Raw genomic sequence first — 18,059 nt, forward strand, 5'->3', positions numbered from 1 at the left:
GTCAGTCGGTTCCGGGCACCGGGGCGCCCGAGGGGACACCCGCCGCGAGGTACGCGCGATAGATCTCCTGCCAGCGCGTGAGCCCTCCGGCGTGCGGTCCGCCCAAGGGCTCGTCGCGCGCGAGCGCGCCGAGGGCGGTGAGGCAGACGTCCCAGCCGGCGCCGTTGCGGGCGGCCGTGTCCCGCGCGGCCAGCACGTTGGTGAGCGTGAACCGGGTGCGCCCGCCGTCGAGGGCATCGAGGTCGAAGTGCAGCTCGTCGTCGCCCCACGCGAAGGAGAGGTGGCGGTGGGGATCGACGGCGAGGACGCGGCCCGTCGACTCCGGCATGTTCGGATCGCCGGTGAACGTGATGGTGCCGCCGGGGCGCAGGTCCATCTCGGCGCGCGAGGGGAACCAGGCGGCCAGCTCGTCCGGGTCGGTGACGAACCGCCAGACGCGCTCGGCGGGGTGGTCGTAGGTACGGGTGAAGCGGACGGCGGGGCGGCCGTCGTCGAGGGTGAGGAACGTCCCGGTGGGGGTGGCGGCTTCGGCGGACATGGCGGCTCAGTCCTTCGGTGAGGGTGCTGGGGGTGGTGTCGGGTCGCGTGGGGTGCCGTCCGGTGGGGTCGCGTCGGCCGGCGGAGCTTCCCTCCGCGGCGCTCCCGGGGTCGGGGGGAGCGCGTCCCGGAGCGGCGCCTCGTCCAGGCGGCGACCGAGGGTGTCCAGGCTCTCGTTCCACAGCGTGCGGTACGGGGCGAGCCAGGCGTCGAGGGCGGCGATCGGGGCGGGGTCGAGGGCGTAGACCCGGCGTTGCGCGTCCTGCCGTACCCGGACGAGCCCCGCGTCGCGCAGCACCCGCAGGTGCTTCGAGGTGCTCGGCTGGCTCAGACCGCAGGCCTCGACCAGCTCGCCGACGGCCCGCGGCCGCTCCAGAAGCAGCGCGACGATGGCCCGCCGATGGGGGTCGGCGAGCGCGGCCCAGAGGGAGGCGTCGGACATGCTCATAATATGCCTCCAGAGTTATATGCCCGTCAAGGAATGAAGGGGCGATGGACGTCACACGTGTCGGACTAACGAAACGTTGCCGTTTCGCTCGGCGCGGTCTAATCTCGAAACGTCGATGTGTACGAAACCGTTTCGTTTACGTACACGTAACGTCGAGCAACTTCCCTGGAGTGCTTCTCCCATGTCTCAGACCCTGACCGAAGGCACCGGCACGGGTGCCGCGGACGCGACGTCCGCAGCCACGTCGAAGCGGCGGTGGTGGATCCTCTCCATCATCGGGATCGCCCAGCTGATGGTGGTGCTCGACGCCACCATCGTGAACATCGCCCTCCCCTCCGCCCAGGCCGACCTCGGCTTCTCCGACGGCAACCGGCAGTGGATCGTCACCGCCTACTCCCTGGCCTTCGCCTCCCTGCTGCTGCTCGGCGGGCGCATCGCGGACCTGTTCGGACGCAAGACCGCGTTCCTCGTCGGTGTCGTCGGGTTCGCCGGCGCCTCCGTGCTGGGCGGCGCCTCGACCAGCTTCGGGATGCTGGTCACCGCCCGCGCCCTGCAGGGTGTGTTCGGAGCGCTCCTCGCGCCCGCCGCCCTGTCCCTGCTGAACACGACGTTCACCGACGCCAAGGAGCGCGCCAAGGCGTTCAGCGTCTACGGCGCGATCGCCGGTGCCGGCGGCGCCGTGGGCCTGCTGCTCGGCGGTGTGCTGACCGACGCGCTCGACTGGCGCTGGACCCTCTTCGTCAACCTCGTCTTCGCGGTCGTCGCCTTCGCCGGCGGCTGGGTCCTGCTGAGCAACCACCGCGACGCGGCCGGCTCCAAGCTCGACCTGCCGGGCACGCTACTGGTCTCCACCGGTCTGTTCGCCGTGGTCTTCGGCTTCTCCAACGCCGAGACGCACGACTGGAGTTCGCCCGCCACCTGGGGCTACCTCGTCGCGGGCGGCCTGCTGCTGACCGCTTTCGTCTGGTGGCAGACGCGCGCCAAGCACCCGCTGCTGCCGATGCGCGTCCTGCTCGACCGCAACCGGGCCGCCTCGTTCCTCGCCGTGCTCATCACCGGCGCCGGCATGTTCGGTGTCTTCCTCTTCCTCACCTACTACCTTCAGCTGAACCTCGGCTTCAGCCCCACCAAGACGGGTGTGGCCTTCCTGCCGATGATGGCGACGCTGATGGTCATGGCGCAGATCTCCACCACGATCCTGGTGCCGCGGATCGGCCCGAAGGCCGTCATCCCCGCCGGCTTCGCGGTCGCCGCGGTCGGCATGGCCTGGCTGACCGGAATCGGCATCGGCTCGTCCTTCTCGACCGACGTCCTGCCGCAGGTGCTCCTGATCGGCGCCGGACTCGGCATGGTGATGCCGCCCGCCATGTCGCTGGCCACCAGCGGCATCGCCGCCGAGGACGCGGGTGTCGCCTCCGCCACCGTCAACACGATGCAGCAGGTGGGCGGTTCGATCGGCACCGCGCTGCTGAACACGCTCGCCGCGAGTGCCGCCGGCAGCTACCTGGTCGGCAAGGACGCGACGAACAAGCTGGTCCAGGCCCGGTCGACGATCGAGAGCTACACCACCGCGTTCTGGTGGTCGGCCGGCTTCTTCGCCGCCGGAGCGCTCATCGCGCTGGTGCTCTACACCCGCGGCAAGCCCGCCCAGGACCCGGAGGCGGCACCGGTCGTCCACATGTGATCGCGCGCCGAGCCGATCACCGTCAGACCGAGGGGCCGCCGTCTGCAGGGAGACGGCGGCCCCTCATCCGTCTCCGGTAGCGCGCCGTCGCGACAGCCCGGCGCGCCTCCGCGCGCACCTCGTCGAGCGGCCGGGCGGGCCGGTACACCACCAGCGCCCGGCGCTCCTTCTCCAGCCGCAACCCGGCGGCGCCGGGGGCGACTTCACCGTCGTAGGCGAGGGTGTCCGTGCCGGAGACGCCGGTCAGTTCCACCCAGGGGACATGCTCCGCCCCGTAGACCCGTGAGTGACGCAGCGCCCCGACGAGTGCGGAGGCGACGACCCGGGTCCGGGCGAGGCGGCGCTCTCCGTCGACCATGCGCAGGTCGAGGAGTCCGTCGTCCAGGCGGGGCCGGAACGCCGGGGCGAAACCCTCCGGGACGTACCGGCCGTTGCCCGCGAAGAGCAGCCACAGTCGGCGCGGCCGGCCGTTGACCTCCAGCTCGATCGGGTGGGCGGTGCGCAGCACCCGGGCCAGGGCCATCGCGGCGGCCGGCCACTTGCCCCAACGCGGCTCCAAGTGCTGTCGGATGCGCACGAGTTCGGGGTAGAGACCGATGCTGAAAGTGTTGAGGAACCGCACGTCCTGCCCGGTGCCCGGGCGGGCCGCGCCGATGTCGACCGCCACCGCTTCTCCCCCGCTCACGGCGACGGCGGTGGACTCGAAGTCGGGTACGCCGACGTCGAGGGCGAAGTGGTTGAGGGTGCCGCCGGGGAACACGGCCAGCGCCAGGCCGCGTTCGGCCGCCGCGCGGGCCGCGGCGTTCACGCTGCCGTCGCCGCCGCAGACGCCGAGTGCGCCGCCCGCTTCGGCGGCCCGGTCGGCGGCTTCGCCGAGCAGCGCCGCGAAGTCGCCGTCGGCGCCTCGCTCGACCAGTTCGGCCTCCGGCAGGAGGTCACGCAGCCGGTCGGCGGGCGGCATCGCCGTCGCGGGCGCCCCGGAACCGGCGTGGCCGTTGACGAACACGACCAGTCCCCGGCCCAGCGGCAGGGCCGGCGCGGGTGCCACCGGCCGGTCCCGCTCCGGCAGGGCGGCGCGTGGCGGCCACCAGCGGCAGGTCAGGAAGGCGGCGCCCGCCCCGATGGCCGCACCGGCCAGCACGTCTCCCGGGAAGTGCACCCCCACGTAGACGCGGGAGAAGGCGACGGCTGTGGCCACGGGCGCGACCACGGCGCCGTACCTCGTCGACTCCAGGGCGACCCCGATGGCGAAGGCCGCGGCGGAGGCCGAGTGCCCGGAGGGGAAGGAGGTGGTGTGCGGCTGGCGTTCGAGGAGGCGGCCCCGGGGGACGCCGTCCAGCAGGGGGCGGGGCCGGCGGGCGCTCCACTTCACCAGCGTGTTGACGGTCAGCGAGGCGAGCGCCAGGGAACCGAGTCCCCGCACTGCCGCACGCCGCGCGGTGTGCCCGCCGACGAGGGAGAGCCCGGCAGCGGATCCGAGCCACAGGCGTCCGTGGTCGGCCGCGTGACTGAGCCGCCGCAGCGCCGGATCGGCGCCCGGGACCCGCGCCGCGGCGACCCGTGTGAACAGCCGTTGGTCCAGTCCGCCGAGTGCACCCATGGTCCACGGGTACGCCGCCCGGCCCCGGTCGGCATGCCGGGTGACTCGGAATGGTGAGGAGCTTGCGCCGTGCGGCGCACGACCGCGGCCCGCCGCACGGCGGACTGCGCCCCACCATCGGCATCAGGCGGCTCCCGGATGGTGGGGCGTGCGGCTGCTGCCGTCCGGCGGAACATCCCCGGCCGCCGGGCACGGCGAAGGGCGGACGGCGCACGCGGCGGAACGCGGCGCGCGGCGGCGACGGTCTTGCACGGGTACGCGACGGACGCCGGTACCCGGACATGCCGAAGGTCGGCCGACAGCCCCACTCCGTCGGCCGACCCTCGGTGCGAAATCACATGGCACCCCCGCGACGGGGTCCGCACTCCCCAGCAACGGACCCCGTTCGATATCCACGGGGGCCACGCGATCCCGGTCTCAGAACGCGAAGACCGTCATCCCGTAGGAGCTCTTCACGCACTCGTTGGCGAAGGTGTGCTCGTACGCCACGCGCTTGCCCTGCCAGACGCCGGCCACCGTCACCACGACAGGGTCGTACTGCCTGGTACAGAAGACGTCGTTTCTGGCGGTCAGTCCTTCCAGATCCCCCTTGATCCCGCGGAGTTCGGCGCAGGCGTCGACGGCGGCCGGGTGCGTCCCGGAGGCCGTCGGTGCGCAGTTGAGGGTGACGGCGCGTTCCGGCGTGGCGTCGGTCGCGCTCTGGCCGTGGCCCGTGGTGAGCACCAGGGCGGAGGGGGCGTAGAGCCCGGACGGGGCGAGGCCGGGGGCTGCGGTGGCGGACCCCATGAGGGGTCCGCAGACGGCGGTGGCCGTCAGGGTGAGAGTCGCTGCCCAGCGTGCGGTGTTCGGCATTGTGTGCATCCTTCCGCTCGATCGAATGCGATACCGGCTCGGTCGGTGCCGGTTCGGCGAGCGCGAGTCTGCCGAGTCCGCACCGGAAACACACATCGACCCCATGCGTTTCGGTAACTTTGAGTATTGAAGTAGTGGCGCGAAGTTACGGAATTCGAACGCGTGAAGCCCACGCCTGTGCGGTTGTTGATCGTCGGCGACCACCCCCTGGCCGGATTGGCACGGCTCGGCAATAGGCCTGAAACATTCCGGTTCAACCCGCGAGGCGCCTCGACTTGGGCCCGCCGCTTCCGCCCACAGCGGACTTCCGCCCCCACGCTTGCCCTTGGCCTGCAGTCGCGTAAGGCTGATTACATGATTACAACAGAGCAGAACGAGAAGCTGCGCGGCTGGTTCGCCGGCCGGCTGCCCGACGATCTCTTCGAGAGCCTCGCCGAGGTGACGGTCGACCGTGAAGAGATCACGGTGGTCGGCCGCATCCCCGAGCCGAAGCTCGCCGAAGGCGCCTCGGACGCGGAGAGGGCGGCGGCGCTGAAGGCCCGCGTCCAGGAGTTCCGCGAGCGCACCCGCGAGGAGCGGGTCGCGGTGGCCAGGGAGGCGGAGCACCGCTTCCGCCGGAAGGTCTCCTGGGGTGTGGAGTGCGGCACCGAGCGCGCCCTGTTCACGCACGTGGCCGCGCCGGTGATGACCCGGCTGCGGCAGCCGGAGCGCGAGGTCCTCGACACGCTCGTGGAGGCCGGGGTGGCCCGCAGCCGCAGCGACGCCCTCGCCTGGTGCGTGCGCCTCGTACAGCGGAACACCGACGATTGGCTCGCCGACCTGCGCGTATCCCTGGAACACGTGCGGCGGGTCCGCTCCCAGGGCCCGGACACCACACCGGAGGAGGCCGCGGGCGACGAGGAATGACCCGTCCGCCCCGGCCTTGAACTGCCCGCAGCGGGGTATCGCTTCACACTGGCAACAGATGCCGACGAGACGAGGTGGTCGCACATGAGGTTCGGGGTGTCGACGTTTCTCACCGACGAGGGGATCGGACCCGTGGCGCTGGGCCCGGCCCTGGAGGAGCGCGGGTTCGACGCGCTGCTGCTGGCCGAGCACTCGCACATTCCGGTCGGCCGGGAGACCCCCTATCCCGCGGGCGGCGAACTGCCGAGGGTGTACTACCGGACGCTCGACCCGTTCGTGGCGCTCGGCGCCGTCGCCGCCGTGACGAGTGAACTGCTGCTGGGCACCGGGATCGCACTGGTGGTCCAGCGCGATCCGATCAGCACGGCGAAGGAGGTCGCGTCCCTCGACCTCGTCTCCGGCGGGCGCGCCGTGTTCGGGGTCGGCGCGGGCTGGAACCGTGAGGAGATGCGCAACCACGGAACGGAGCCGACCCGCCGCGGACGGCTCATGGACGAGCGAATCCGCGCCATGATCGAACTGTGGACGAAGGAACAGGCGGAATTCCACGGCGAGTTCGTCGACTTCGACCCGGTCTTCCAGTGGCCCAAGCCCGTTCAGCGGCCGTATCCGCCGATCTGGGTCGGGGGCGACGGGGAGCACGCCTTCAGCCGGGTCGCCGAGTACGGCGCGGCCTGGATGCCGAGCGGGGTACCGGCCGACCAACTGGGCAGCCGCATCGAGCGGTTGAGGAAGACAGCGGGAGACGGGCCGGCCGTGGTGGTGTACGCGGGCCGGCACGACCGCGAGACCCTCGACCGGTACGCGGAACTCGGCGTCGACCGCGTCCTGCTGTACCTTCCGACCCGGCCCGAGGACGAGACCCTGCGCACCCTCGACGAACTGGCCGCCGCGGTGTCCGCTCACCGCTGACGGCCTAGGGCCCCGCCGCCGGACGACAGGAGCCGATCGTGCCGGACATGGACGAGGAGGAAGCGCGCCGCCGCTTCCTGGCGGCGCGGGTGGCGCGGCTCGCGACGGTCGACGCGGAGGGACGTCCGCATCTGGTGCCGCTCGTGTTCGCGGGGTGTGGTGGCGGGCTCGTCAGCGCCGTCGACCACAAGCCCAAGCGGTCGCAGCTGCTGCGGCGGCTGCGCAACATCGCCGTCCGTCCCGGCGTGTGTCTGCTCGTCGACCGCTATGACGAGGAGTGGGAACGGTTGTGGTGGGTGCGGGCGGAGGGGGACGCGCGGGTGGTCGCACCCGGGGGTGCGGGGATCTATCCGGCCGCGGTGGGCGCGCTGCGGGAGAAGTACCCCCAGTACGAGGAGCGGCCCCCCGACGGTCCGGTCATCGCCATCACCGTCCACCGCTGGCGCGGCTGGCAGGCCACAACCGGCGCCTGACCAAAGGGTTTTCGCCCCCCTCCGCCCCTACCCGTCCTGTCCTTGGGGCTGCCGCCCCCAGACCTCCGCCTCGGCCTGAACGGCCTCGTCCTCGAACGCCGGACGGGCCGGCTGTCGGTCTCCGGCGTTCGAGGTGCGGGGGTCCGGGGGCAGCGCGCCCGGGTCAGTCGCGGATCGTTCGGGCGATGTCCAGGGTGAGGCGGTGCCAGGGGGTGCGGGGGTCGCGGCCGGTGAGGTCGTGGATGCGGCGCAGGCGGTACCGGAGGGACTGCGGATGCAGGTGCAGCACGCGTGCCGCCGCACTCGCGGACCCGGCGTCGACGTACGCCGTCAACGCCTCCAGGAGATGCCGCTGACCGGCGTCGGCGAGCGGCCCGAGCACCAGCCGGGCGATGTGGTCCGGCGCGGCGGCGGGCCGCCCGGCGAGCAGGGCGAGGACGTGCGCATCGGCGTCGGTGAGGACGTGCCCGGGCCGGTGGGCGTGGGCCGGCGCGGTGTCGAGCGCGTCGGCCGCGAGCCGGTGCGCGACGGCGATCCGGTCGAGGCTCTCCCCGGTCACGGCGCACCCGCGCCAGCCCCGCTCCCCCAGCACCGCCCCCGCCCGCACGGCCGCCGCGACCGGCAGCAGCAGTACGGCCCGCGGCCCCCGCACCGTCGCGAGGGACGTCACCTCGCCGGCGGGCGGAGCCAGCGCGTCGAGCAGTGCCGTCGCCGTGTCCTGGGCCAGGTCGGGCCGGTCCGGGGCGAGGGGCTCGGCCACCAACAGACAGCACGGGTCGGGGAGGTGGATGCCGAGCCGGGCGGAGCGGTCGGTGAGCGCGCCCACCGAGGCGTGCCGTCCGGCGATCAGGTCGTCGAGCAGCAGCCTCAGCGCCCGCTCCCGGTCACCGGACAGGTCCTCGCTGGTGGCGGCGTACGCGGTGGCCATCTCCTCGGAGAGCGTGTCGAGGGTGGCGAGCAGCATGCGGGCGAGCGCGAACGCGTCGGAGGCGGCGAGGAGCGGAGCGCGGGCCGCGACCTCGTCGGTGAGGACGGTGCCCGCGACCCGGTAGGCGCGCAGCACCGCCTGTACCGGCCGCCCGTCCGCCGCCCGGGCCGACGCGATACCCCGGAAGCGCCGCAGATCGGCCGGGTCCAGGGCCCCGTCGGTCGCCCAGAGGTGGAGGAGCCGCTCCAGGCCCCAGGCCGCGATGGCCCGTACCTCGGGAAGGCGGGTGTCGTCGAGCGCCGCGTACACCGGGACCTGTTCGTGGACCGCCGCGACGATCGCCTCCACGACGCGCGGGTCGGCGACCATGTCCTGCCGGACCCGCTCCCGGGCCTCGGACGGTTTGTTTGTCACAGGGTGATGATTCCAGGCGCGTGATGTGCGCACCACAGTGGACGGGACTTGTCACAGTCGCCAGGATCGACGTCGTACAGCGCGGTCTCAGGGACGAGAGGCGGGACGTACGGATGGCGAAGCACTGGGCCGATTTCCAGTACGAGATCTATCTGAACGGGATGACGGGGGCCGTACCGCGGCTGCCGACGGATCTGACACGGCTGGAGGAGCTCACCGAGCAACGGCTCGGACCGGGCCCGGTCGGCTACGTGGCGGGCAGCGCGGGCAACGGCAGCACGGCGCGGGCCAACCGGGAGGCACTCGACCGGCGCCGCATCGTGCCGCGCATGCTGCGTGACGTCCGCGAACGCGACCTGTCCGTCCAGGTGTTGGGGCGTGCGCTGCCCGCGCCGATGGCGCTCGCACCGGTCGGTGTGCTGTCGATCATGCACCCGGACGCGGAGACCGCCGCCGCCCGCGCCGCCGCCGCGCAGGGCGTGCCCTACATCCTGTCCTCGGCGTCCAGCACCCCCATGGAACAGGTCGCCGAGGCGATGGGCGATGCCGAGCGCTGGTTCCAGCTGTACTGGGCGAAGGACCGCGAGGTCACCCGCAGTTTCCTGGACCGCGCGAAGGCGGCCGGGTTCACCGCCCTGTTCGTCACGCTCGACACCCCGCTGCTGGCGTGGCGGCCGCGCGACCTGGACCAGGCCTATCTGCCGTTCCTGCATGGTGTGGGTACCGCCAACTACTTCTCGGACCCGGCGTTCCAGGCCGGTCTGGCCAAGCCGGTGCACGAGGACCCGAACGCGGCCGTGATGCACTTCGTGAGCATGTTCGCGGACCCCGGGAAGACCTGGCCCGACCTGGCGTTCCTGCGGGAGAACTGGGACGGGCCGATCGTCCTCAAGGGCATCCTGCATCCGAACGACGCCCGGCGCGCCGCCGAGGCCGGGATGGACGGCGTGGTGGTCTCCAACCACGGCGGGCGGCAGGTGGCGGGGTCGGTGGCGGCCGCCGACGCGCTGCCGCGGGTGGTGGAGGCGGTGGGCAAGCGGCTGACCGTCCTCTTCGACAGCGGGATCCGCACGGGCGACGACATCTTCAAGGCGCTCGCGCTCGGCGCTTCGGCCGTGCTCGTCGGCCGCCCGTACGCGTACGGGCTCGGCCTCGACGGACAGGCCGGCGTCGAACACGTCGTCCGCTGTCTGCTCGCCGAGTTCGACCTGACCCTCGCCCTGTCCGGGCACGCCCGCCCCGGCAGCCTCGGCCCCGACGACCTGATCGAGGAAACCGCATGACCGTCACGAAGAACGTCCTGGCCGTCGTCTCCCCGCACGTCGGCGGGCGTACGGCGGGGGCCGCGCTCGCCACCCTCTTTCCCGGCCAGGTCCGCGTCACCGTCGTGGAGTCGACGGACGAGGACCCGGCAGCGCTGCGCGCGGCGCAGGTCATCATCACGGGGCTCGGCCCGGTGACCGCCGAACACATCGCCGCCGCACCGGACCTGGAGCTGGTGCAGTGCGCGAGTCACGGCTTCGACTACGTCGACCTGGACGCCGCGCGCGGCCGGGGCGTACCGGTGTGCAACATCGGCTCCAGCGGCGCCGAGAAGCAGAACGTGGCCGAGCAGACCTTCGCCCTCATGCTCGCCCTCGCCAAGCAACTGGTGCCCGCCCACACGGCGTTGACCGAGGCGGACTGGGCGCTGCCGCGGCTTCAGCGGTCGATCACCGAACTGTCCGGCAAGACACTCGGCATCATCGGACTCGGCCATATCGGCGAGGAAGTCGCGCGGCGGGCCGTCGCGTTCGACATGAGCGTCGTGTACGCCGGTCCGAAGCCGGTCTCCGCCGAGACCGAGGCCCGGCTCGGCGCCCGCCATGTCGAACTCGACGAACTGCTGCGCACGTCGGACTACGTGAGCCTGCACGCGCCGCTCACCGGGGCCACCCGGCATCTGCTGAACGCGGAGCGGCTCGCGCTCCTCAAGCCGACCGCGTTCGTCGTCAACACCGCGCGGGGCGCCCTGATCGACCAGGACGCCCTCGCGGACGCACTGCACGCGGGCGCCCTGGCCGGGGCGGGTCTCGACGTCTTCGACCCCGAACCGCCCACTCCCGCCCTGCGGTTGCTCAAGGCGCCGAACGTGGTGCTCTCACCGCACGTCGCGGGTGTCACCCGGGAGACGCTCGTACGGATCGCGCTGGCCGCCGTGCAGAACGCCGCGGACTTCGTGGAGGGCAGGCCGCCGCGGGACGTCGTCTCCTAGGACCCGCCGGACAGCCCGGACGCCCCGAGGAGGGCAGGCCCCCACGGCGAGGCCGGCCCGAGCGCGTTCGGGCCTACGGGCGCGCTCCGCCCACGAGGTCGACGACAACGTCGGTGACGCCGACGGCCGTTCCCGTCGGATCGGCGCCCCCCACGGTGTCGGTGAGTTCAGGGGTGTCGGGCAGCCGGACGGGCAGCGCGCCCGGAACGGCGGGACCCGGTGCGGCGGGGCCCGGTGCGGCGGGCCGCGGGGCCGGAGCGGAGCGGTGGCCGTCGTCGACGGTCAGCGTCTTCGGCTCCCCCCGATACGTCTGCGGCCCGGTCGTCCGCGGGTCGGCGGAGACACCGGCCGGGGGCGCCTCGGTGGGTTCGCCCGGCGCTTCGGAGGCGCCGCCGTCGACGGACGGGCCCCGGCTCGTGGCCCCGGGCAGGGGATCCGTCCCCACGACGGACAGCGAGTCGGGGCGGGGCGACGAGCCGTCGGTCTGCCACCGCTGGGCGTCGGATCCGTCACGGACCTTGACGAGCACGTCGCCGTCCGGGTCCGTGGACTCCGGCGTGACCGCCAGCCCCTCGTGCCGGCGGGGCAGCAACTCCCCCTGCACCGTGAGGTCGTAGCGCATGTCCTTGCCGCGCTTCGCGTCCTCGGCGACGCAGCGGACGAGGAAGACGACACCGTTGTCCGCGTTCGAGTCGAGGCACAGACCGGGATCGGCGACACTGCGCAGCAGCCCGTCCTGCTCGTACGACCACTGCTGGGTCCAGGCGGACGAGCACACCGCGAGCCTCGTCCCGACGCCCTCCTTGAGCGTGTCGCCCCGGATGTCGAGGCACAGGTCGGCGGTCAGGTTCCGCAGCCGGGTGTGCTCCGCGGTCCCCGGCACGCCGGCCGAGGTGGAAGGGCCGGACGTCACCGGCGGGACCGGGGAGCCGGGGACGGCCGACAGGGTGCGGCTGCTGCTCGCGCCGGTGGTCGCCGCCGGGTCGGCTCCGCCGTCGTCGTTCGACCACAGGCTGACGGCCAGCACGGTCGCCAGCAGAGCCGCGGAGACCCCGGCCCCGGCGAGCAGCGCCTGCGAGGGACGCTGTTCCTCCGAACGGGCCGCCCCGCGTCCCGGCGCCGGGATCTGGGACAGCAGGCGATGACGTCCGCCGGGTCCCGGCTCCGCTCCCGATGCCGGGACGGGACGGGCGCCCCGTCCCGGACGGCCGCTCCTCACGGGGCGTACGGCGGCGCTCTGCCGCCGCGCACCGAACGGGGAGACGGTTCGGGGGCGTAGCGCTTGCCCCGCGCGGCCCGGGCGGGACTCGAGATAGCGCCGTGCGCCCCACCCGAGTACCGCCTCCGCGAGGAGGACTCCCAACCCCTCCTCGAAATCGCCGAGTTGCTCGGCGGCCTGTCGACAGTAGGCACACTCCCCGAGATGCAGCCGGACATCCGGCAACAGAGTGCCTCCCCGGCGAATCTGCACATCGAGCAGCCGGTTGTAGAAACCGCATTCCCTGGTCGGCGCGAGTTCCCGGTGGGCGCGCACCAGGCCTTCCCGGAATTGGTCGCGGGCCTGTTCCAGCGCGGCCGAAGCGGTGTCGGTGTCCATGCCCGAAAGGCCGGCCGGCACGGATAGCGACTCGGCTTCCACCTCGGTGTGCCAGAGCAGGCATCGGGCGAGTCCGGGAAGAGCCAGGAATGCCCGCTCGGCGAGCTTCCGGTTTTCGGCCGTCAGGGTCTTGGCCGTGCGCATACCGCGGCCTCCCGCGGGTTTCCGCAGATCCGGAAGCACGGCGGATATCCGCTCGTCCCCCACCCAGCCCGTGACCGTGTCCCGAACGGTCACGAGAAACCGGGGCCGCAGCGCGAGACCCGGCTCGCCCTCCCCCAGCCGGCCCAGCACCCGGTGGAAGGCGGTCGCGGCCACCATGGCGGCGACGTCGGCCTGCGTGGCGAGGCAGATCACCGCGTAGTCGTACGTCGGCTGCCAGTGGCGGGCGGTCAGCAGCGCGACGGGACGGGTGGCCTCGCCGTGCGGCCGGCCCCTCAGCAGCGTGGCGAGGTCCTCGTCGGACTCGCCGGGAACGCCACTGGGCGGATACGGGGGAAGCGGTGGGCGGGGGGTGTGCACGGAGCGGGTTCCTTCCGAGGCGCGTGGGGGCACGCAGAAAGTGCCGGCCCGTCGAAAAGGAGTCCTGATTGGTGTGTACCTTTTCGACGGAGCGCCGGGAAAACGGCCGGGGACGAAGGCCGTACGGCGACCGTCGGACAGGAGCCTTTCGAGCCCGTCGACAGCCGGGGATGACGAACAGCGATTCAGCCCCGGGCATTGACCAGGCGCAGGGGGATCACCCTCGCACAACACGCTCGTGACCAACAAGACACATGGGCCACGGCAGCCTTATTGAGAGGATGTCAAAAGGCACGTCGACAACATGTCCGGATCGCACCGGCATTCGCTATTCATGCGCCCCGTGTGAACCGTACGCACGCACCGGTGCCGCTCGCACGCTCCCGGCACGCACGACCCCGTAGTCCACTGAGGACCGGCCCTTCTCGGAGGCCCCGCGCGGAACGGCGGCTCTCCCGCGCGAAACGGCCGCCGACCCCGTTCCTCCCGCCCTCGGTCGGCGGCCCGAGAGAGCCTCGCCCGGCGCGGTGACCGGCGCGCGCCGGTCGTCAGGCGACCTTCCTGCCCGTCAGGGCGAGCAGGCGCTCCAGTGGCGTGGCGTCCGGAGCGGGTACGGCCTCGGGTCCGAAGGCTCCCGAGGCGCGGGCGCCCTCGGCGATCTGCGCCGCTGCGGCCGCCGCGGTGGCGACGACGTCGTCGTCCGCCGTGAACGGCCGGCCGATGGCGGTGGCCAGGTCCCAGCCGTGCACGGTCAGCTCCATGATGGTGATCATCCCGGCGAACGGCGCGGGACGCGTGCTCCCGAAGAACGGCGTCTCCCCCTCCCACGCGTCCGGCTCGGCCCACGCGTCGGCGAGCCGTCCGACGAGCGGTGGGAAGACGATCCACGGAGCTTCGGTCAGGGGCCCGGGGGCACCTGCCGGCAGCTGCTCCTTGGCGGCGGCGTACGCGCCGGCGACCAAGGTGCCGAGCAGGTGCTCGCTGAGCCGATGGACGTCGAAGTCGGCGCAGGGCGTGGGAAGTTCACGCTTCCCGGTGAGGGCTTCCTGCCCGGTGTGGTCCTGGAGGGTGCGGGCCGCGCGGGCCAGTTGGCCGGCGAGGTCCACGGCGTCGGTGTCCATGGCGGTCTCTCCTGTTCGACGCGGCGGTCCGAGGAGGGACGGACCGCTCACCAGGAACAGACCGGGCCCGGCCGGGAAAGGAATCGGTCCGATCACCCGGGGAGCGCGTGGGAGCGGGGTGACCCCCGGGGACAGGCCTCCCCGGACGGGTCGAGCCGAGGACAGGCCTCCCCGGACGGGTCGAGCCGAGGACAGGCCTCCCCGGACGGGTCGAGCCGAGGACAGGCCTCCCCGGACGGGTCGAGCCGAGGACGGGGCTCCCCGGCGGGCCGAGCCGGGGAGGGGCGCCCCACGGCCGGACGGGTCCCGGAGCCTCCCGACGAGCAGGGGCAGGGGCAGGGGCAGCGGCAGGGACGGGCAAGGTCCCGGGGCGAGGCCGACGCCTGTTTCGGCGGGGCCGCCCGGGACCTCTCTCTCCCCGGGTCAGCTCGCCCAGAGTCCCTTCCTGCGGTAGCCCGGCTCCCAGAAGAGGCGGTTGAGGACGCGGACCGGCGGGGGCAGTGCGCCGAGGAACGTGGCGCGGTCGGCGGGCGCCACTCCGTCGACGATCCACGGCACGAACACCGCCGCTCCCCTGAGACCCTGCGTCTTTCGGATCCGGCCGGTGAAGGCGCCCCAGTCCTCGGGGGTGAGCACCTCCTGGATGAGCGGCAGGGCGCTGTGCTCCTCGTGCGCGAGGTGGTCGTCGAGTGTCGTCGCCAACGCGTGTACCAGGGAGGCCAGTTCGGCGGACTCGTCCCGCAGCGCCCGCTCCACGTCCGTCAACCGGGGGTCGAGCCGGGCGTGTTCGGCCGCCATCTCCGCGAGCAGGGCGATGTCCCGGGGACGCCCCCCGACCCGGCGCTCGACCCGCGGCCACAGGTCGCTGTCCTCCGCGGTGTGGTGGATGTGCAGCTGACGCGTGAAGTTGGCCCAGCCGGCGCGGACCGCGGGTGTGCCGGCGGTGCCGTCCGCGGCCGCCTTGCCGAGGCGTTCCAGGTCGCGCCGGAAGGCGTCGTGGGCGGCGTACATGACGGTGAGGTCGATGCTCATGAACTCGCTTCCTCCAGTTCGGACTCGTACACGGGCAGCGCGTGCGGGTTGGCGGACGGGCCGCGGTGCCGGGCGACGGCGAGGCAGGCGAGCGCGCCCGTCAGCAGGACCGCCGCGGAGACCAGGACCGCGGGGCCCATGGCGTCCACGAAGCCGTGGCCGAACACCTGGCCGCCGAGCGCGCGCATGCGGTCGGCGACGTCGTGCGGCACCCCGGCGGGGGTGGGGGCCGTCTGCCGGGCGGACACGTCGGTCTCGGCCCGGGAGAAGGCGGCGACGAAGCCGGTGCGGTAGTCCGCCGGGAGCTGTCCGGCGTGCTGTCGCGCCTGGTCGGTGAGCGACTGGGCCAGCTGTGCCTGGAGTACGGCGCCGACGACGGCGCCCGCGAGGACCGAACCGACCTGCCGCAGGGCGTTGTTCACGCCCGAGGCCGCGCCGGAGAGCCGCGCCGGGACGTTGCGCATGACCTCGGTGGCCATCGGCGCGAACGTGCAGCCGGCACCGAGACCGGCGAGGAACAGCGGGAAGGCGACCGCCGTCCAGCTCGACCCGACGTCGGCGGCGGCGACGATCCAGACCAGGGCGCCGGTCCAGGCGAGCAGCCCGGTCATGAGGATGTACTTGCCGCCGATCCGGTCCGCGAGGACCCCGGCGGGCCCCGCCATGACGAACGATCCGAGGGCGAGCGGCAGCAGGACGAGGCCGGACTTCAGGGCGCTGAACCCGAGGACGGACTGGAGGTAGATCGTGAGTGGCAGGAACATCCCGATGACCCCGAACGACACGGTGACGCCGACGAAGTTGATGAGGGTGAAGCTGCGGTCCCGGAAGAGCGAGAAGGGCACGAGCGGATCGCCTTCCTGCTGACCGCGCTCGTGGAGGAGGAACCACGCGAAGAGCACCGCGGCGGCGCCGAGCAGGGTCCGGATCCAGCCGTTCCAGTCGTAGCGCTGTCCCTCGGTCAGGCCGAAGGCCAGGCAGAAGAGGGCACTTGAGGCGAGCAGCACGCCGACGGTGTCGAACCGGTGCCGTACCGAGCGGCGAGAACCCGGGATGATCGCGACGGCGAGGAGCAGCACCAGGGCGCCGAGCGGCAGGTTGACGTAGAAGATCCAGCGCCAGTCGAGGTGCGTGATGAGCGCGCCCCCGACGATCGGGCCGAGGGCGCCGGAGATGCCGGCGACGGCGCCCCAGACGCCCATCGCCGCGCCCCTCCGGTCGGCGGGGAACACCTCGGCGATGATCGACAGGGTCTGCGGCATGAGCAGCGCGGCGCCCAGTCCCTGGACCGCGCGGAAGGCGATCAGCTGGGGCGGGTTCTGCGCGAGGCCGCAGGCCAGGCTGGCGAGGGTGAAGAGGGCGACGCCCGCGAGGAAAAGGTTGCGTTTGCCGCGCAGGTCTCCGAGGCGTCCAGCGGTGATCAGCAGGACGGCGAGGGCGAGGCTGTAGGCGTTGACGACCCACAGGATCTCGTCGAGGGAGGCGTCCAGGTCCTGGCCCATGTCGGGGATGGCGATGTTGACGATCGTCAGGTCGAGGAGCGTCATGAAGAAGCCCAGGGACAGCGTGACGAGGATCGCCCAGGGGTTGCCGTGCCATTTCTTGAACACGATGTGTGTCTCCTTGTGCCGGAACAGCGGAGTGCGGGGAGACCGGACTCGCGTTCAAGAGGGCGACCGGCGCGAGCGGTGTGACGCCCAGGACCAGTCGTGAGACGTACGTCACAATCGGGGCGCCTGCTGTCACACTCGGCCCGCCTTTTCCCTCGCTGTGGTGAGAGCCAAGGGAGGCGAGCCATGTCCGAAAGCCCCGAGCCGGACGCCGACGGCGCGACGCGGGTCTTCGTCGAGCACCGCGAACTGCTGTTCGCGATCGTCTACAACGTCCTCGGCACCGTCGCCGACACCGAGGACGTGCTCCAGGAGACCTGGCTGTCGTGGACGGGCCGCGCGCACCGCGCACCGCTGGACGACATCGTGAATCCGCGTGCCTATCTCGTGCGCATCGCGGTCAACCACGCGCTGGCACGCCGCGCCGCCATCAGCCGGCGCCGTGAGACGTATGTGGGCCCCTGGCTCCCGGAGCCGCTGCTGGACGAGCCAGGGGACGGCGAGCGGGCCGACGACCGCACCCTGCGCTCCGAGTCCGTCTCCCTGGCGATGCTCGTCGTCCTGGAGTCACTGACCCCGCTGGAGCGCGCGGTGTTCGTCCTCAACGAGGTGTTCGGTTACGCGCACACCGAGATCGCGCAGGTCATCGACCGCAGCCCGGCGGCGGTCCGGCAGCTCGCGCACCGGGCCCGCGGCCATGTGCACGCCCGCCGTCCGCTGTACCGGGCGCATCCGCGGGTGCGCCGGCAGGCGACCGAGCGCTTCGTGGCGGCGGCGCTGGGCGGTGACATCGCGGCGCTGATGGAGATCCTCGCGCCGGAGGTCACGGTGTGGACGGACGACGGCGGCAAGGGCCGCGGGGCGGCGGGGCTCCGGCCGGTCCAGGGCCGGGACAAGGCGGCACGGCTGCTCGCCGGCTACGCCACGCGCCGGAGTGCGGGGCTCGACATCCGCTATCGGCGGGTCAACGGCGACGACTCCGCGGTGGTCTTCGAGGACGGGTCGCCGTACGCGGTCATGGTCATGGACCTCACCCCGGACGGCGAGCAGGTGTCCGACGTCTACATCGTGACGAACCCCGAGAAGCTCACACACGTACGGCGTGACGAGGCGGCCGACGCGAAGCGGCCCGAGGGGACGGCGGAGGGAAGCCGCGCGTGAGCGGCTCC

16 protein-coding genes are annotated in these 18,059 nt (G+C 72.8%); 7 read left to right on the forward strand and 9 right to left on the reverse strand.

Annotated elements, in window-relative coordinates; translation table 11 throughout:
- Position 1 precedes the first annotated feature (1 nt).
- Positions 2-538 (reverse strand): SRPBCC family protein, encoded by a 537-nt coding sequence (locus tag ACIRQH_RS05165; RefSeq protein WP_404224291.1) that lies wholly within the window; start codon positions 536-538, stop codon positions 2-4.
- Between the two features lie 6 nt (positions 539-544).
- The gene (locus ACIRQH_RS05170; RefSeq protein WP_358815881.1) at positions 545-979 is read right to left on the reverse strand and encodes a metalloregulator ArsR/SmtB family transcription factor; all 435 of its coding nucleotides are present in this window, start codon (positions 977-979) and stop codon (positions 545-547) included.
- Between the two features lie 187 nt (positions 980-1,166).
- Here ACIRQH_RS05170 and ACIRQH_RS05175 point away from each other — a divergent pair, with 187 nt between their 5' ends.
- Complete coding sequence (locus ACIRQH_RS05175) at positions 1,167-2,669, forward strand: MFS transporter (protein WP_388876914.1); 1,503 nt, start codon at positions 1,167-1,169, stop codon at positions 2,667-2,669.
- 22 nt (positions 2,670-2,691) lie between these two features.
- Here the strand turns inward: ACIRQH_RS05175 and ACIRQH_RS05180 are convergent, their stop codons facing one another.
- Together ACIRQH_RS05180 and ACIRQH_RS05185 are read right to left on the reverse strand one after the other, a co-directional pair.
- Positions 2,692-4,269, reverse strand: a complete 1,578-nt coding sequence (locus ACIRQH_RS05180; protein WP_404224294.1) for a bifunctional phosphatase PAP2/diacylglycerol kinase family protein — start codon at positions 4,267-4,269, stop codon at positions 2,692-2,694.
- A 417-nt stretch (positions 4,270-4,686) separates the two neighbouring features.
- On the reverse strand, positions 4,687-5,121 hold the full coding sequence (locus tag ACIRQH_RS05185; RefSeq protein WP_358815878.1) for a protease inhibitor: 435 nt from the start codon (positions 5,119-5,121) through the stop codon (positions 4,687-4,689).
- A 354-nt stretch (positions 5,122-5,475) separates the two neighbouring features.
- On the opposite strand from ACIRQH_RS05185, the gene ACIRQH_RS05190 reads away from it, so the two are divergent.
- The 3 genes from ACIRQH_RS05190 to ACIRQH_RS05200 all read left to right on the forward strand — a co-directional run bounded on the left by ACIRQH_RS05190 (position 5,476) and on the right by ACIRQH_RS05200 (position 7,412).
- Positions 5,476-6,027, forward strand: coding sequence for a hypothetical protein (locus ACIRQH_RS05190; protein WP_358815877.1), 552 nt, complete (start codon positions 5,476-5,478; stop codon positions 6,025-6,027).
- Positions 6,028-6,111: 84 nt separating this feature from the next.
- Positions 6,112-6,939 carry an LLM class F420-dependent oxidoreductase gene (locus ACIRQH_RS05195; RefSeq protein WP_358815876.1) on the forward strand — a complete coding sequence of 276 codons (828 nt, stop codon included), beginning with the start codon at positions 6,112-6,114 and terminating at the stop codon, positions 6,937-6,939.
- 38 nt (positions 6,940-6,977) lie between these two features.
- The gene (locus ACIRQH_RS05200) at positions 6,978-7,412 is read left to right on the forward strand and encodes a TIGR03668 family PPOX class F420-dependent oxidoreductase (protein ID WP_388870692.1); all 435 of its coding nucleotides are present in this window, start codon (positions 6,978-6,980) and stop codon (positions 7,410-7,412) included.
- A 163-nt stretch (positions 7,413-7,575) separates the two neighbouring features.
- Here the strand turns inward: ACIRQH_RS05200 and ACIRQH_RS05205 are convergent, their stop codons facing one another.
- Positions 7,576-8,754 (reverse strand): PucR family transcriptional regulator, encoded by a 1,179-nt coding sequence (locus ACIRQH_RS05205; protein ID WP_404224297.1) that lies wholly within the window; start codon positions 8,752-8,754, stop codon positions 7,576-7,578.
- A gap of 113 nt (positions 8,755-8,867) precedes the next feature.
- Between ACIRQH_RS05205 and ACIRQH_RS05210 the strand changes: the two genes are divergently transcribed.
- Both ACIRQH_RS05210 and ACIRQH_RS05215 read left to right on the forward strand, forming a co-directional pair.
- Positions 8,868-10,037 carry a lactate 2-monooxygenase gene (locus ACIRQH_RS05210; RefSeq protein ID WP_404224299.1) on the forward strand — a complete coding sequence of 390 codons (1,170 nt, stop codon included), beginning with the start codon at positions 8,868-8,870 and terminating at the stop codon, positions 10,035-10,037.
- A complete protein-coding gene (locus ACIRQH_RS05215; RefSeq protein WP_404224301.1) occupies positions 10,034-11,008 on the forward strand; it encodes a 2-hydroxyacid dehydrogenase in 975 nt (324 codons plus the stop codon). Before ACIRQH_RS05210 ends, ACIRQH_RS05215 begins: the two co-directional genes overlap by 4 nt.
- A 73-nt stretch (positions 11,009-11,081) precedes the next feature.
- Here the strand turns inward: ACIRQH_RS05215 and ACIRQH_RS05220 are convergent, their stop codons facing one another.
- The 4 genes from ACIRQH_RS05220 to ACIRQH_RS05235 all read right to left on the reverse strand — a co-directional run bounded on the left by ACIRQH_RS05220 (position 11,082) and on the right by ACIRQH_RS05235 (position 16,890).
- The gene (locus ACIRQH_RS05220; RefSeq protein ID WP_388870703.1) at positions 11,082-13,127 is read right to left on the reverse strand and encodes a ricin-type beta-trefoil lectin domain protein; all 2,046 of its coding nucleotides are present in this window, start codon (positions 13,125-13,127) and stop codon (positions 11,082-11,084) included.
- A gap of 548 nt (positions 13,128-13,675) precedes the next feature.
- Positions 13,676-14,248: a TIGR03086 family metal-binding protein gene (locus tag ACIRQH_RS05225; protein ID WP_404224303.1), complete on the reverse strand. Its 573-nt coding sequence runs from the start codon at positions 14,246-14,248 to the stop codon at positions 13,676-13,678.
- A gap of 423 nt (positions 14,249-14,671) precedes the next feature.
- Positions 14,672-15,280 carry a hemerythrin domain-containing protein gene (locus ACIRQH_RS05230; RefSeq protein WP_404224305.1) on the reverse strand — a complete coding sequence of 203 codons (609 nt, stop codon included), beginning with the start codon at positions 15,278-15,280 and terminating at the stop codon, positions 14,672-14,674.
- Entirely contained in the window at positions 15,277-16,890 is a 1,614-nt protein-coding gene (locus ACIRQH_RS05235; protein ID WP_388870712.1) for an MFS transporter, read from the reverse strand. Before ACIRQH_RS05235 ends, ACIRQH_RS05230 begins: the two co-directional genes overlap by 4 nt.
- 186 nt (positions 16,891-17,076) lie before the next feature.
- Here ACIRQH_RS05235 and ACIRQH_RS05240 point away from each other — a divergent pair, with 186 nt between their 5' ends.
- Positions 17,077-18,051: a sigma-70 family RNA polymerase sigma factor gene (locus tag ACIRQH_RS05240; protein ID WP_358815868.1), complete on the forward strand. Its 975-nt coding sequence runs from the start codon at positions 17,077-17,079 to the stop codon at positions 18,049-18,051.
- The last annotated feature ends 8 nt before the right edge of the window (positions 18,052-18,059 follow it).

Origin of the sequence: Streptomyces sp. NPDC102279, assembly GCF_044766365.1 — a bacterium.
GTDB lineage: Bacteria > Actinomycetota > Actinomycetes > Streptomycetales > Streptomycetaceae > Streptomyces.